Source organism: Rheinheimera salexigens, from assembly GCF_001752395.1.
GTDB classification, from domain to species: Bacteria; Pseudomonadota; Gammaproteobacteria; order Enterobacterales; family Alteromonadaceae; genus Alishewanella; species Alishewanella salexigens.
In genome coordinates this window covers 1,446,747-1,462,145 of record NZ_MKEK01000001.1, presented here as the reverse complement: position 1 = coordinate 1,462,145, position 15,399 = coordinate 1,446,747, and the positions used below count along the sequence as shown (strand labels likewise).

The 15,399-nt window shown below is 41.8% G+C and carries 16 protein-coding genes; 2 read left to right on the top strand and 14 right to left on the bottom strand.

The window, feature by feature from the left end:
• Positions 1-25 precede the first annotated feature (25 nt).
• Positions 26-1,645, top strand: coding sequence for a LysM peptidoglycan-binding domain-containing protein (locus tag BI198_RS06735; protein WP_070048864.1), 1,620 nt, complete (start codon positions 26-28; stop codon positions 1,643-1,645).
• Positions 1,646-1,707: 62 nt separating this feature from the next.
• Complete coding sequence (locus BI198_RS06730; protein WP_070048863.1) at positions 1,708-2,187, top strand: hypothetical protein; 480 nt, start codon at positions 1,708-1,710, stop codon at positions 2,185-2,187.
• A gap of 69 nt (positions 2,188-2,256) precedes the next feature.
• On the opposite strand, the gene BI198_RS06725 is transcribed toward BI198_RS06730, so the two are convergent.
• The 14 genes from BI198_RS06725 to pspB all read right to left on the bottom strand — a co-directional run bounded on the left by BI198_RS06725 (position 2,257) and on the right by pspB (position 15,381).
• Positions 2,257-2,466 (bottom strand): hypothetical protein, encoded by a 210-nt coding sequence (locus tag BI198_RS06725; protein WP_070048862.1) that lies wholly within the window; start codon positions 2,464-2,466, stop codon positions 2,257-2,259.
• Positions 2,467-2,491: 25 nt separating this feature from the next.
• Positions 2,492-3,415 carry a chemotaxis protein CheV gene (locus BI198_RS06720; protein ID WP_070048861.1) on the bottom strand — a complete coding sequence of 308 codons (924 nt, stop codon included), beginning with the start codon at positions 3,413-3,415 and terminating at the stop codon, positions 2,492-2,494.
• 236 nt (positions 3,416-3,651) lie between these two features.
• Positions 3,652-4,290 carry a maleylacetoacetate isomerase gene (gene maiA / locus BI198_RS06715; RefSeq protein ID WP_070048860.1) on the bottom strand — a complete coding sequence of 213 codons (639 nt, stop codon included), beginning with the start codon at positions 4,288-4,290 and terminating at the stop codon, positions 3,652-3,654.
• 25 nt (positions 4,291-4,315) lie between these two features.
• On the bottom strand, positions 4,316-5,335 hold the full coding sequence (locus tag BI198_RS06710; protein ID WP_070048859.1) for a fumarylacetoacetate hydrolase family protein: 1,020 nt from the start codon (positions 5,333-5,335) through the stop codon (positions 4,316-4,318).
• 22 nt (positions 5,336-5,357) lie between these two features.
• The gene (locus BI198_RS06705; protein ID WP_070048858.1) at positions 5,358-6,491 is read right to left on the bottom strand and encodes a homogentisate 1,2-dioxygenase; all 1,134 of its coding nucleotides are present in this window, start codon (positions 6,489-6,491) and stop codon (positions 5,358-5,360) included.
• Positions 6,484-7,557, bottom strand: coding sequence for a 4-hydroxyphenylpyruvate dioxygenase (gene hppD, locus BI198_RS06700; protein ID WP_070048857.1), 1,074 nt, complete (start codon positions 7,555-7,557; stop codon positions 6,484-6,486). Before hppD ends, BI198_RS06705 begins: the two co-directional genes overlap by 8 nt.
• Positions 7,558-7,790: 233 nt before the next feature.
• A complete protein-coding gene (gene tyrR / locus BI198_RS06695; RefSeq protein ID WP_070048856.1) occupies positions 7,791-9,353 on the bottom strand; it encodes a transcriptional regulator TyrR in 1,563 nt (520 codons plus the stop codon).
• 201 nt (positions 9,354-9,554) lie between these two features.
• Positions 9,555-9,890, bottom strand: a complete 336-nt coding sequence (locus BI198_RS06690) for a 4a-hydroxytetrahydrobiopterin dehydratase (protein WP_070048855.1) — start codon at positions 9,888-9,890, stop codon at positions 9,555-9,557.
• An 18-nt stretch (positions 9,891-9,908) separates the two neighbouring features.
• A complete protein-coding gene (gene phhA, locus BI198_RS06685) occupies positions 9,909-10,706 on the bottom strand; it encodes a phenylalanine 4-monooxygenase (protein ID WP_070048854.1) in 798 nt (265 codons plus the stop codon).
• Between the two features lie 198 nt (positions 10,707-10,904).
• Positions 10,905-12,098: a trans-sulfuration enzyme family protein gene (locus BI198_RS06680; RefSeq protein ID WP_070048853.1), complete on the bottom strand. Its 1,194-nt coding sequence runs from the start codon at positions 12,096-12,098 to the stop codon at positions 10,905-10,907.
• A gap of 115 nt (positions 12,099-12,213) precedes the next feature.
• On the bottom strand, positions 12,214-13,296 hold the full coding sequence (locus BI198_RS06675; RefSeq protein ID WP_070048852.1) for a TIGR01620 family protein: 1,083 nt from the start codon (positions 13,294-13,296) through the stop codon (positions 12,214-12,216).
• Positions 13,293-14,675: a YcjX family GTP-binding protein gene (locus tag BI198_RS06670; RefSeq protein ID WP_070048851.1), complete on the bottom strand. Its 1,383-nt coding sequence runs from the start codon at positions 14,673-14,675 to the stop codon at positions 13,293-13,295. The genes BI198_RS06675 and BI198_RS06670 overlap by 4 nt, the downstream gene beginning before the upstream one ends.
• A 54-nt stretch (positions 14,676-14,729) precedes the next feature.
• Positions 14,730-15,152 carry an envelope stress response membrane protein PspC gene (pspC, locus tag BI198_RS06665; protein ID WP_070048850.1) on the bottom strand — a complete coding sequence of 141 codons (423 nt, stop codon included), beginning with the start codon at positions 15,150-15,152 and terminating at the stop codon, positions 14,730-14,732.
• Positions 15,145-15,381 (bottom strand): envelope stress response membrane protein PspB, encoded by a 237-nt coding sequence (pspB, locus tag BI198_RS06660; protein WP_070048849.1) that lies wholly within the window; start codon positions 15,379-15,381, stop codon positions 15,145-15,147. Before pspB ends, pspC begins: the two co-directional genes overlap by 8 nt.
• Positions 15,382-15,399: the final 18 nt, after the last annotated feature.

Below are 15,399 nucleotides of genomic sequence, written 5' to 3'. Positions count from 1 at the left end.
TATATTTTAAACTCGGAATGAAGTCATGTTTAAAAAATTTTCTGCATTAGCAGGCATCGTAATACTCACAGGTTGTGTTAGTCAAAATGCTAGTGAAAACAACACCGACAACACTGCTCCAACTGTAAATACGGTGAAAAAGAAGCCTGCTGCAGATTTTTTTCGTCATGCTGCTAGCGCCGAACAAATAGCTGAGCAACTGTGGTTATCGGGTGTGCCGCCTGATAGCAACCAACTAGATGCCGCTGAGTTAGAAGATTTATGGCAACGGATCCAATACCAATTAAGCTTTGAAGTACCGCAAACTAGACCTATCGTTGAACAACGAAATTTATATACTGCTAGCCAAACATATCTTGATCGCATCTCTACCCGCGCCCAACCATTTTTATATTACATTGTTCAAGAGCTAGAAAAGCGCAACATGCCGCTAGAGTTAGCGCTTCTGCCTATCGTTGAAAGTGCTTTTGACCCTTACGCTTATTCTCATGCTTCAGCAGCAGGTATGTGGCAGTTTATGCCGGCTACCGGTAAGCGGTTTGGTTTAAAGCAAAACTTTTGGTATGACGGTCGTAATGATGTTATCACTTCTACCAACGCAGCACTGGATTATTTAAAGTATTTGCATGACACCTTAGAAGGCGATTGGTTAAATGCGATTGCGGCATATAACTCGGGTGAAGGCCGCATTATGCGCGCTATAAAATTAAATAAAAAACGCCGTTTACCTACCGATTTTTGGTCTTTAGATTTACCAGCAGAAACCACTGCTTATGTGCCTAAACTATTGGCTTTAGTTGACATTTTAAAGCGCCCAGATGACTTTGATGTCGTTTGGAAATTTATTGCCAATGAGCCAAAGTTAAGCTTAGTTGAAGTGGATAATCAAATTGATTTAACCATAGCAGCTAAAATGGCCGGTATTAGCGTGGCGGAATTACAAGCCTTAAATCCGGGCTTTAAACAATGGGCTACCGACCCTGAAGGTCCGCATGCTTTAGTACTACCTATTGCCGCTGAACAGCAGTTTCAAAGCCAATTAGCCCAGACTCCAGAGCGTGATTGGCTTCGTTGGCAACGCTATACCGTGGTTAAAGGTGATACGTTAGGCAAAATTGCCCAGCAACATAATACTGCTGTTAATGCTATTCAGCGTATTAATAAATTAAGTAATAACACCATACGCTTAGGCCAGCATTTATTGATACCCAGCACTGCAGAAGGTGATGTTAATAGCAGTATTGCTAAAGCTAGCCAATTAAACGACCGAGCCAATGCTCACACTATTGACCAACCGAATATAAGCAAAAAAACTCAATATACCATTAAGCACGGTGATACCTTATGGGATTTAAGCCGTGAATATAAAGTCAGTGTCGATGATATTGCAAAATGGAACGGCATTAATAAAAACGCCGGGCTGAAATTAGGCCAAAAAATTGTCATTATGCAAAATGCTGCCGATATAGAGAGTGTAACGCGAACGCTAACTTATAAGGTGCGCCAAGGTGACTCGTTAGCGCGTATCGCCCAACGCTTTAGTATTACTGTTGCCGATATAGTAAAGTGGAACCAAATTAATAAAAGTAACTTTATTCAACCGGGTCAAAAGTTAAAATTGGTCGTTGATGTTACTCAAGTTTAAAAATTTTGCTTAGTTTAAATTAGTCGTCGTTTAAACGAGTCATCACTGGCGGGAGAGAAATAATGTCTGTATTACGCTACTGCATACTATTGCTATTATTCACCACAACGTCAGTTATGGCCCAGTTTGAGCTCGATGGTAGCGGCTCGGTCTTGTTAACTAACGGCCGCACTGAACACTTTGATTTTGGTTTTAGTTACTTTCGCCAAGACGGTGATTATCGTTTTATTGTCGGCAGACAGAGTATTACCGTACCTTCAGTACCGCAAAAATACTCATTAGTATTAATTCTGCAAAATAATGAATTTGTCTGGGTACCCGATTTTATTAATGAACCTCTCGATGGCTTCGAATTCAGTTTACAACAGCATAATATAAAACTGTATAAAGATGAGAAAAGCCAAGCTCGCGGTAAATATATCCTGCTAGTCAATGATGAGAGGTTTCAATTTAGTACTGGCCCTGGTCAAATAAACTTTTATTTTACCGAACAGGGCATTAAAGAAATAAGAGTTGAGGGCATGTATAAACCACGCCGTTAGGCGCTTTATTTAATAGCTTAAATTTAAGGCTTAGATTAAGGGCATTAGTTTAAAGGTTTAGTTAAAGGTTTAGTCAGGCTCTTTCTGCAACTGTAACGCCGGTATAATACCCGATAAGATGCATAACAAGGGTGCGGCCAAGGTTAATATCCAACTTGGCTGTAAACTAATACCGTGCCACCACGCGAAAACAAACGCGACAAGCTGAAATAAAATACCAAAAAGACCCGCATAAACTAAACCAATATTAATAATTCGCTTGGGCATTTTAAATTTCATGTTAAGTACCTTTTACTTACCTTATTTACTCACTCAGCCATTTTTGCACTGCTGAGACTAATTCATCTGGATGAAATTTAGCGATAAATTGATCTGCACCCACTTTTTTCACCATAGCTTGATTAAATATGCCACTTAACGATGAGTGCAATACGACATGAATTGATTGTAAATCCGGATCAGCTTTTATCTCTGCCGTTAGCGTATAGCCATCCATTTCTGGCATTTCAATGTCAGAAATAACTATAGGCACTAGTGCCTCGATATTACCTTCCAGTTCAGCCGCTTTAGCTTGTAACCAATTAAGGGCTAACTTGCCATCGTTGACCAACTCAACCTTAATTCCCACGCTGGTTAATGCCCGTTTAACTTGGTTACGTGCCACAGCAGAGTCATCAACCACTAATACCGTGATATTGGCAAGATCACGATCAACCGTATGGGTTTTAACTTTTTCGCTTACTTCTTCGTTTACAGGGCTTATTTCAGCAAACACTTTCTCAACATCGATAATTTGCACTAAGGCTTTATCAATTTCTGTTACCGCCGTTAAATAGTGACCACTGCCCGCTCCTTTTGGTGGCGGTAAGATTTGATCCCATTTCATATTAACAATGCGATCCACTCCATTAACTAAAAAGCCTTGGGTATGCCGATTATATTCTGTCACTAAAATAAACGCTGTAGATAAATCTTCAATCCGCTTACCACCGGTAGCTTGATTTAGATCTATCACCATCACCGGCACACCCCGTAAATGGGCAATACCTCTGACATGCGGGCTTGCGCCAGGCATTTCGGTTAATTCAGGACATTGTAATACTTCGCGCACTTTAAAGACGTTAATACCAAATAACTGCTTACCGTGTAAGCGAAATAGTAATAACTCTAGACGGTTATTGCCCACTAAATTAGTACGTTGATTAACCGAGCTCATCATATTGCTCATTTTGAAACGCCTCAGGCTCAGCAAATTAATGTTAACAGATTACCAGAGCAGGCAAAAAATGAGACAAAAAATATTTTTATTTTTAATTTATCTAACATGTAATAAGCTAATTAAAACCATTACCTCATATATCATTCGCTAAGCAAAAAAAATGACTGCCATGGCAGTCATTTATAGTTTCTACTATTTGCTAAATTATCTCTGTAAGCTGAGTAATAATCTAGAATAAACAGTCTTTACTGCGCGTCTGCTTGTTCTTCCGGCGCAGCTAAGGCAAAAGCCGCTAACTGCTGACAATGTTCAACAATACCGTTAATACGTGGATAGGCGGTCATATCCAAACCAAATCGCTTGGCATTGTACACTTGCGGCACTAAACATATATCAGCCAAGCTTACATCATCACCGACACAAAACTTACCAGCACAAGCCACTAACCGCTGCTCAAAGGCACTAAAGCCAACCTCAAGCCAGTGTATAACCCAAGCCTGTTTTTGCTGTTCAGATAACGCCAGCGGCCCGGTTAAGTACTGTAAAACCCGCAAGTTGTTTAACGGATGAATATCACAGGCAATATCTAAGGCTAAGGCACGCACTTGTGCTTTAGCACCAGCATCGTCTGGCAGCAGTCTCGGTTGTGGATACATTTGATCCAGATACTCTATTATCGCTAAAGATTGATTTAAACTTAGCTCGTTATCCAGCAATGTCGGCACTAACTCCGTCGGGTTAAGCGCTTTGTATTCAGCACTATGTTGCTCACCGCCATTTTTTACTAAATGCACCGGTAAGTTTTCATAACTAAGCTGTTTAAAGTTTAATGCTATCCGTACCCGATACGCCGCTGACGAACGCCAATAACCATAAAGTTTCATACTGATACCTGCTTAATTCAAGAGCTTACTTAACTTTATATTGCACCACTTGTTGCTCTATGGCGCCAAAGATACTCGCACCTTGCTGATCCAGCATCTCTAGTCGAATAGTATCGCCAAACTTCATAAATGCAGTAGTAGGTTTACCATCGCGAATAGTTTCAATCATACGAATTTCTGCAATGCAGCTATAACCGACACCACCCTCAGTAACGGCAGTACCAAAATCAGTACCCTGTTTATTTGACACAGTGCCTGAGCCAATAACCGTGCCCGCACCTAAGTTCCGCGTTTTAGCAGCATGGGCAATTAACTGGCCAAAATTAAAGGTCATATCAACGCCTGCATTAGGCTTGCCAAATAATTGCTTATTATAGGTTGATAATAACGGCAACTTCACTTTACCTTGCTGCCAGTTATCACCTAGCTCATCTGGTGTTATCGCAACGGGACTAAAGCTTGAAGAAGGTTTGGAGTGGAAAAAGCCAAAGCCTTTGCCTAATTCATTTGGAATGAGACCGCGTAATGACACATCGTTGACTAACATTAATAAACGAACTTTAGTTAGTGCATCTTCAGCAGTGCACGCCATAGCAACATCATCGGTAATAACCGCTACTTCAGCTTCAAAATCGATACCGTAACTTTCGCTTTCAACCAAAATATCGTCACATGGGCCAATAAAGTCATCTGAGCCACCTTGATACATTAGCGGATCGGTCCAAAAGCTCGGCGGCATTTCTGCATTACGCGCCTTACGCACTAACTCTACGTGGTTAACGTAAGCACTACCATCTGCCCATTGATAAGCGCGCGGTAACGGTGACTCACAGTCAGCGGCATTAAATATTTGGCCATCTGATACACTGCCACTATTTAATGCTTGATAAACGGCTTCTGCTTTAGGTGCTAAAGATGACCAATTATCCAATAATTGTTGCATAGTATTGGCAATTTCTGGGATCGAGATACAGCGCGTTAAGTCGCGGCTAACTACCACTAAACTACCATCGCGACTGCCATTCTTTAAACTTGCTAATTTCATTCTAATTCCTTATACAAAACCGCTACTCTGCAACTTTCCAACTATTAACATACTCAGGGTTCTCAGTTGCCAGTGCAGCATCAGACATTTCAAGGCCGTCACGAGTATCCAACATCACTGCGACTTCATCGGTAAACTTTTTCTTATACTGCTGTCCAGCGGCAAACGCTTTAGGATGTGGGCCATGAGTAAAGCCTGCAGGATGAAAAGATACCATACCTTTTTCAATATTATCTCGGCTAAAAAAGTCACCCGCGTGATAAAATAACACTTCATCATAATCGTCATTGTTATGATAAAACGGTACTTTTAACGCACCCGGATCGCTTTCTATCGGCCTAGGCACAAAGGTACAAACCACAAAGCGTTGCGCAACAAAGGTAGTATGGGCAGAAGGCGGTAAATGATAACGATGGCTCATTAATGGCCTAATATCACGCCAATTAATCCGCATCACAGTTAAGTCACCATGCCAGCCAATAGCATCTAACGGGTTATAAGGATAAGTAATGGTAGATACTTGACCGTGTCGTTTAACATCAACTTGCCAGGTTTTTTCACTATATTGCGCTTTAAATTCAGCGTTAATTTTAGGCGTATCCAGCATCGCGGGATCAAAAATAGCATGATTACCCACTAAGCCTTTTTCCGGTAATTGGAAGCTATCATTAGTCGCTTCTATTAGCAGAATAAACATTGGCTCTTTGGGTTCTAACCGCCACATAGTTGAGCGTGGTATCACTACATAGTCACCATCACGGACAGTTAAGTGGCCGTAATCACAGTATAAATCGGCACTGCCTTGATGAATAAACAATAAATCGTCACCGTCCGCATTACGGACTAATTTGGTCATGGCCTGATCAATACGCCAAGTGCGCATTTTAACATGGGCATTAGACAATAAATTGGGCACGGACCAAGGTGAAGCGGTTTGATTGGCACCGACATCATTAAAGTTAAATAAGCGTGGCCGCAATGGGCCCTGCCAATCACTCCAGCCGGTTGGTGCATGCTGGTGATGAAAGTGTGTTGCTGGGCCAAAGAAGCCGCTACGACCGGTTTCCCGTTCGTAGATAGCTTGCTCTGGAAAATCAGCATGTGCTTGTCGTGATACATCGCCTTCCTTTAACGGAAAAGATGCCCATTTACGCATCGGTTATTACTCCACGTTTAATTTGATCTTCTTCAATAGACTCAAATAACGCTTTAAAGTTGCCTTCACCAAAACCTTCATTGCCTTTACGCTGAATTATTTCGAAGAAAACAGGACCAATCACGGTTTGGGTAAAGATTTGTAATAAAATACCGTCTTTCATTGGCGCACCGTCGATCAGTATTTTTAATTCGCGTAACTGGTCTAAATCTTCAGTATGGCCTTCAACACGCTCATTCACTTTATCGAAATAGGTGTCCGGCGTTGACATAAAGTCCATACCGCGCTCACGTAACGTGCGTACAGTTTGGTAAATATCGTCAGAAGATAATGCAATATGCTGAATACCTTCACCTTTATATTCACGAATAAATTCTTCAATTTGTGACTTATCATCTGAAGATTCATTAATTGGAATACGGATTTTGCCACAAGGCGCGGTCATCGCTTTAGACACTAAACCGGTTAACTTACCTTCAATATCAAAATAACGAATTTCACGGAAGTTACCGATATTTTCATAGAAACCGGCCCACACAGCCATATTGCCGCGCATCACGTTATGCGTTAAGTGATCTAACACTTCAAGTCCTACGCTGTGCTCAGCCATTTTAGCCTGCCAGTTATCGTAGAATTTAAAGTCAATTTCATATACCGAGTTTGCGCCATAGCGGTCAACAAAATACAGTAAGCTGCTACCAATGCCGTATACGGCAGGAATATTCAGCTCCATTGGCCCGACTTGATTTTTATATTCTTTAGCACCATTTTTAAGCGCGTGCTGTAGCGCTTTAGCTGCATCTTCTACTCGAAATGCCATCGCACAAACGCTAGGACCATGCTTAGCGGCGAAACCTTCTGCTTGCGAGTTTGGCTCAGCATTAATAATAAAGTTAATATCACCTTGCTTATATAACCAAGCTTGCTTAGAGCGATGCTGGGCAACTTCACTAAAGCCTAAAGCGAAAAACAACTGCTTTAGTTTTTCTATGCCTTGGGCATCAGCGGCGGTATATTCTACAAATTCAAAACCATCAGTACCTAAAGGATTTATTTTATCAGTCATTTTATTTTCCATCTTACGTCTATGATGGCTCTATCATGCGCTAGCAAATTTAAAAAGGAAGCCATGCGCCTTACGCTGACTCCAGCCATATTCAGCCAGATTTAGCTAAAAACTGTAAACAAATCATTACGATTTAATTTTTAATTGTAATTAAGCAACAAAAAGGCCAGCAAATCACTTTGCTGGCCTTTTATTAGTACATAATACCGCACAGATTAGTGCACAAATCGTGCTTAAATCTTTACGCTCTTGCGATTAATACCATAATCGCGCAGTTTATTGGCAACAGCAGTATGGCTAAGCCCCAACTTTTTGGCTAATTGCCGCGAGCTGGGATAAGCAGGAAACAACTTACGTAATAAATTAGCTTCAAACTGTTTTACCGCTTCATCAAGGGTGCCATCAAAATCTTGCTCTAAATAACCAAAATCATTGTTGTAACTCGGCAACTGTAAGTGCTCAATATCTAATTCAACATCATCCAATAGAGTGATGGCTCGATACAATGCATTTTCTAATTGCCTAACGTTACCCGGCCAAGGATACGACTGTAAAAACTGGGCGCAACTACTGGTTAAATGCGGCACCTTACGGCCTAGTCTGGCAGCAAACCTAGCAATAAAGAACTCAGCTAAAGGCACAACATCTTGTTTTCTGTCTCGTAATGGCGGCAAGGTTAAACTTAATACATTTAACCGATAATATAAGTCTTCGCGAAACTTACCCTCTTGCACCATGGCCGGCAAATCTTTTTTGGTGGTGCAAATAACGCGTACATCCACTTTAACTTCATTCTCATCCGCAACCCGGCGAAAACTACCATCTTGCAAGAAGCGTATTAGCTTAATTTGCAATTGCGCTGACATCTCGCCCACTTCATCTAAAAATACCGTGCCGCCATTGGCTTGCTCAAAAATACCTTTTTTAGCATCGGTAGTGCCGGGAAAGGCATTAACGCCATAACCAAACAGTTCTGACTCAGCTACGTTGTCAGGCAAAGAGGCACAGTTTAAAGCTAAAAACGGTTTATTAATCCGACTGCTAGCAGCATGACACGCACGTGCTAGTAATTCCTTACCGGTACCGGTTTCACCCATAATCAAGATGGGTGCATCTAGCTGAGCCATTTTTTTGGCTTCTCGTACCACTTTACGCATCAGGTTACTGTGCGCTTGTAAGGTATTAAAACTTTCTTGATCGCCTTTTTTAAACGCGACCATATGCAAGCCTAAGCGACTTTCTGATTTTAAATTAATCACCGCTCCGGCTAAAATTTCTACACCTGACTCACTGGGCACCATGACCGGTAATACATCAGCAACAAATCGCTTGCCGTGGATTTCAATCCGTCGGGTTTGTGCCAATACATCATCACTTTCTAACCAACGCTGAAAATTAAAGCCTTTAACCAACGTTTGCAGTGGTTGGCCTTTTAGCTCTGCTCGGCTAATCGACAGCGCTTCAAGTGCAGCATCGTTAATAACGGTTACATTGGCGCGGCAATCAATGGCTATTAAGCCATCGGGCAAGGTTTTTAATAAGGTGGTTAATTCGTTTTTTTCCCGCTCAGAGGGCAAAAAGGCCATGGTTTTAACATCATCAATACCCTCGATACGACGGATTTTAGCCATTAATTCTTGAAACTTTTCAAAGTTAACCGTTGGAAATGATACATACATTCGGTTTAACACCGGATCAACTTCAATCCCCCTTAAGTCCAATTGGTAACCTACCAATACATTTAGGACTTCTTGCGCTAATCCCAGTCTATTTTGACATTGAATTTCTAAACGCATCTTCAGCCTTGCCTCCAGCCAATAGTAATTACTGTCTATAATACGGCATCTGGGTCAGTCTAGACTAGTAATATTGTAAAGAATTATGAACGAATTAAAACGTATACAATGATGTGCAGAACAAGTAGACAAGCAAAGTAGTAGCCAAATGCTACTACTTTGAGAATAGAGTAAGGGTTAATAATTAGCTATAAGTGCTTATTAAAGTAAGGCATCCGTTTTAGCGGCACAAATAAAGTCATTTTTATGTAAGCCTTTAATAGAATGCGACCACCAAGTTACCGTTAACTTGCCCCATTCTAATAATAACGCTGGGTGATGACCTTCTGCTTCTGCAAGTTCGGCCACTTTATTATTAAAGGCCCAGGCTTGTTTAAAGTTTTTAAATTTATACTCACGCTCTAACTGCAAAATACCATCACGGGTAACGGGCGCCCAATCTGGAATTTGGCCCATTAATTGTGCTAATTCAGCATCAGAGACTTTAGGCGCATCGGCATGACAAGCTTCACATTTCATTTTATTTAAATCAGACATATCTTATCCTATCAATTTCTAACTTACTTTTTGTTTTGCTGGAAATTTAGCGGCGTGTAAACCCAAAGCTTTGGCTTGCTCAACTAATGCCATCATATCTAAATTGGCGATATCAAATAATTGTTCTATTTGCTCAATCATAAAATATATAGGCTGAATAATATCTATTCGATACGGTGTTCTTAATACATCAACGGCATCAAATATTTTACGCTCTGGTATATCAGACTCTAACGCGTATAGGGTTTCAGCAGGTGACGATAAAATACCGCCACCATAAATACGCAAACCATCTGCGGTATTTAATAATCCAAATTCAATGGTAAACCAATATAATCGTGCCAATAACACGCGTTCTTCTTTGCTGGCTGCTAAACCTAACTTGCCATAGATATGGGTAAACTCAGCAAATGCTGGGTTGGTTAACATAGCACAATGGCCAAATATCTCATGAAAGACATCAGGCTCTTGTAAATAATCAAATTCTTCACGGGAACGAATAAAAGTGGCTACCGGAAAGCGTTTATTGGCTAATAATTGAAAAAACTTATCAAAACTGATTAATGCCGGTACTTCAGCACATTCCCAGCCAGTGCATTCACGCAGTACACTATTCACTTCTTCTAATTGCGGAATCCGATCGGTTGGCAAATTCAGCTTGGTTAAACCATGCATAAATTCATTGCAAGCTTTACCCTCAATAACACTTAGTTGGCGGGTAATAAGCTCATGCCATATTTGGTTATCTTCATCTGACCACGCTATAAAGCCATTTTCATCAGATTGCTTTGATACATAACTGCTCGATTTGCTCATAACTAACCTGCTGGACACTTTAATCAAACATCAATTTTTGCTAAACCGCTTATTATTATATCTCGCTTGCGGTTAGCGGCTTGTGCTCGATACTAGTCGATAAGGGCCGAAGAGTTAATGATGACAGAGCCAATAGCACTGTAAAGTTATCTGCGCTTACGTAAAGATAAAGCTACAGGCTATGGCTAGCAGTTGTCTTTATTGGCGTTGCTGCATTTTTGCTAGGGCTTGGGCTAAGTCTGCAATTAAGTCATCTACATGCTCTAAACCCACAGAAATACGAATGAGACCATCACTAATACCCGCCATCTGCCGCTCTTCAGCCGTATAAGGGCTATGGGTCATGGACGCCGGATGTTGAATAAGGGACTCGGCATCGCCTAAGCTGACCGCTAAACTAAACAGTTGACACTGATTAATAAAAAACCGACCTTCATCTAAGCTAGCTTTTAATTCAAATGCCACTACACCGCCGGCGGCTTTCATTTGATTGCCTATGAATTTATGGCCTGAATGCGACGCTAAGCCAGGATAAAACACTTCGCCTATAGCCGCATGTGCTTCTAGAAACTCAGCCACTTGCTGTGCATTGCTGCAATGGCGCTCCATACGCACCGATAAGGTTTTTAAGCCGCGAATAATTAACCACGCATCATGCGGACTAATAGTCGCGCCCATATCTTTTAGGGTCGTCATCTTGATGGTATTGATTGTTTCTTTATTTGATACAATTAAGCCGGCGACAACATCACCATGGCCATTTAAATATTTAGTGGCGCTATGAACAATAATATCGATACCAAACTTAGCCGGTTGCTGCAGTAAGGGCGTCATAAAGGTATTGTCTATTACCGAGATTAAGCCATGCTGCTGACAAAACCGGCCGATAAAGCTTAAATCTAACACAATCATATTCGGGTTAATCGGGGTTTCAGCAAACAGCATCTTAGTATTAGGTTGTAGGGCTGCCGTTACCGCTTCTGGATCGGTCATATCGACAAAGCTAACTTCTATGCCATAACGGGCAAACATATGATTAAACAAAGCAAAGCTGCAGCCATAAATGGCTTTACTGGCAATTAAATGGTCACCATGTTGCAAAAACGCCATGGTACTTGCCGCCACAGCACCCATACCTGTTGCCGTAGCAGCTGCATCTGCCATGCCTTCTAACGCAGCGATTTTTAGTTCTAGCTCTCGGGTGGTTGGATTACCCAAGCGAGTATAGATATAGCCTTCTTCTTCACCAGCAAAGCGCGCGGCGCCCTGCTCGGCATTATCAAAAATAAACGTTGAGCTTTGACATAACGGCGTCACTAAAGCCCCGTGCTCATTTTTGACTTTACCTGCATGAATACACAAAGTTTCTAAGTTTTTTATGGTGTGTGGCATAACCTGCACTGCTTCTTAAGGATGATAGACGCAATATAAATAGCAGATCATAATTATTTTGGAAGCATGCCAGACATCTTGCTGTCCGGCATGTATAAATTAGATAAAATGAAAGTTAAGTTACAGCGTCTGCTTTACTGGCTTTTAAACGACCGGTTAAACTGGCCGCTAATTTGCCAATACTAACCTTACTACGTTTAGTGGCTGGCAGTGGACGTAACTGCTGCTGAGCTAAATTACCAATTCGTGCCACTAACAAACCCGCTATTAAACCCTGCCCCGCACGTAAAGACAGCTTAGCGGTTAGCTCGCTGCTTAAGACATCTGATGCCATGTCTATGGCTAATTCCGAGCCTCCGGCCCATAACAATGCCGCAAACAATTGTTTGAGTAACACTAAGCTGCGTAACTGACCAATAGCGCCACCATATAACTGCGCTAACTCGCGTAATAAACGGCTACTGCGCCATAGCACCATAATCATATCGGCTAAGGCAAAGGGACTAATAGCCACGGCAAAACTGGTATCGGTTGCGGCCCGATAAATTCGTTGTTGCGCTTGCTTATCCAGTTCAGCTAGCACGATTTGATCAAATAACTGCAATTGCTCTTTATCGCTATGCTCATCACGCACAGCTTGTTGCCACAAACCTGTTGCAGCAATTATGTTGGGTGTTTCTGGCAAGCTTTTGCTAATCGCCTGACATAAGGAATTAGCTTCACCAAATTGAACACTGTCATTAATTCGTAGCGCATTTTGATGCCATTGTTTATTTCGCGCTAATCGGCGCCACAACCTTACTTCTCGCCACAATAGCGTAGTAAATAAAACCAATAAGGCAGCACTGGTTATGCTTAAAAAAGCAGCTTTAGCTATATTGTCTTGCCAGGCTTGTTGCAGCATATCCGCCCATTGCCATAGCGACAAAACAACCACTAATAACACACTGATCTTGGCTAAGCGCCACCACCAAGTATGCGCTGGCTTTAACGCGACAGGTTCAGACTCAGTAGGCAGCTCAATAAAGCTTGCGGCATCATAATGATGCACGGTTTTAAATTCTGCAGTCTGACCTTTTATACCGTCGCGTTTAGTTGAATCGCTTTGAGCTGAATCGCTTTGGGCTGAATCGCTTTGAGGCCCATTTTTATCCAGCGCAGACTGTTCAAAGTGACGCGCTGCTTTTAATTCATTCATTCCATTTTATCTCCAAGCATAAACTGCAAAACATGATCCATTCGCACATGCGGTAAGGGTTCATGCTCAGCCCAACTGATAGGTTGCAGGGCTAAAAATTCAAATTTATGCTGATTAAAAAACTCTGCGCTAGGGATGGTTGCAGGCACTTCCCCAGGGAAATAAGTCACGCTTTTTTGGCCGAGTGTTTCACCCCGAATACACGGCTGGGCTAACCCATCTGCCTGTACATAGCCGCTGGTGCTAGCGCGGATAGCCGCTATAGCCATTACTTCGGTGATGGCCGACTGATAATGGCTTAACTTTAACGGTTGGTGCAGTAATTGCTGCAACAGCAAACTTAACGCTTTGTGTTGCTCGGGCGTAGCATGATCCGACTTACTGGCAGCAAACAGCACCTTACTGATTTGCGGTTTAAACAACCGAGTCAATAAACTCGATGGCCCATAATGAAAGCTTTTTAAAATCAGTTGTAATGCTTGTTGTAACTCTTGCATCGCCGCATAACCATGATTTAAGGCACTTAAGCAATCAACTAAAATAATTTGTCGATCTAATCTAGCAAAATGCTGCTGATAAAATGGCTCAATCACGTTTTTACAGTAGCTTTTATAATGCTGCTCTAGCTTTTTAGCTAAAGCGCTATGCTCACCGGCTTGTTCAGGCAGTAATGGAAACAACTGCAACATGGGCGCACCCGCGAGCTCGCCCGGCACTAATAACCGCCCGGGCTGATTAAGATAGGCTCCTGGCGTATCATGATATTGCTGTAATAATGCTTTATATTGTTCAGTACTATGCTGTAAGGCTAATTCTGAGCCATCTTGCAGATTTAATAACCGCAAGTGTTGCTCAAAATCGTTCGCGGCCGCTTGGCGATGGGGTTGACGAAATAAGCGCCAGCTAAACTCACACCATTGTTGATAATCCATATTAAGTAAGGGTAAATCTAATAGCCATTCACCCGGATAATCAACAATATTTAGAGCCAATTCACTACGTGATTGCAACCTAGCTCGTAAGCCTGTTGCCGCTTTATAGCGTAGGGTTAAACTTAACTGACTCCAGCCACGAGTAGACGGTGGCCATACCGGCGGTTGTTGCTGTAAATGCTGTAAATTTTGTTCAACCGGAAAACGCGGTACTGACAACCGTTGTTGCTGATTTACCTGGCCGCCTAAGTAACGTTTCTCACGTACCACGGCAAAAAACGGTAAATGAGCAGGCAAATCACCATGGGTTAATTGCTGCACTAATGAGGTGATAAAAGCGGTTTTACCTGAACCGCTTAAGCCAGTAACACCGAGTCGTAAATGCCGATCTAGCGTACGTTGGCTAAACTCACGACTCTGCTGGCGAATTTTCTGGTATAAGCTCATCTACTTCCTTTAGACTGTTTTAAATAATTAAAGCTCGTTTATAAATTATTACCGTTATAAATTATTAAACTCTTTATTTAACTGAAATTTGGTTGAAGTGACATGACGCTCCATATCTCTTAACCGCAACTCTATTTCATTAAACTCATTACTTAAATGCTTTAATACTTGGTTGGGTGCTTCGCCCCGCTGCCAAACCCGGGTTTTTATTTCAACATGTTTATCTTTAACTGCTGTTTTAGCCTGCGAGCCGGTGGTTTTTAGTTCAGCTTGCACCTGAGACTTTTTTCCTAACACCAGCCACGCCGCGATATACAGCACAAAGACAAAGCCACCGATACCTAAGAATAGTCCTGATACGGTGATAATCCTAACTAACCATACTTCCCAGCCAAAGTAATCCGCTATACCCGCACAGACACCGGCAATTTTTGCATTAGTGTCATCGCGTAATAACTCGCCTCTTTTTCTAGTCATATTGGTTTCTCCAATTAGGACTGTCGCTATCTAATATAGCTTCAAGTGTATTAATTCTGTCTGCCATTTTTTCAGCACGTAACGCTAATTCATTTAACTGCTGTAATTCTTGGTCAGACAAGCCTTGGCCTAATTTATTCTTACTTCGATAATGCATTATCACCCAAATAGGCGCGACAAAAATCATAAACAAAATAAACGGCACACCAATAACTTCTAAACCACCCATTGTTTCTCCCCAACGCCT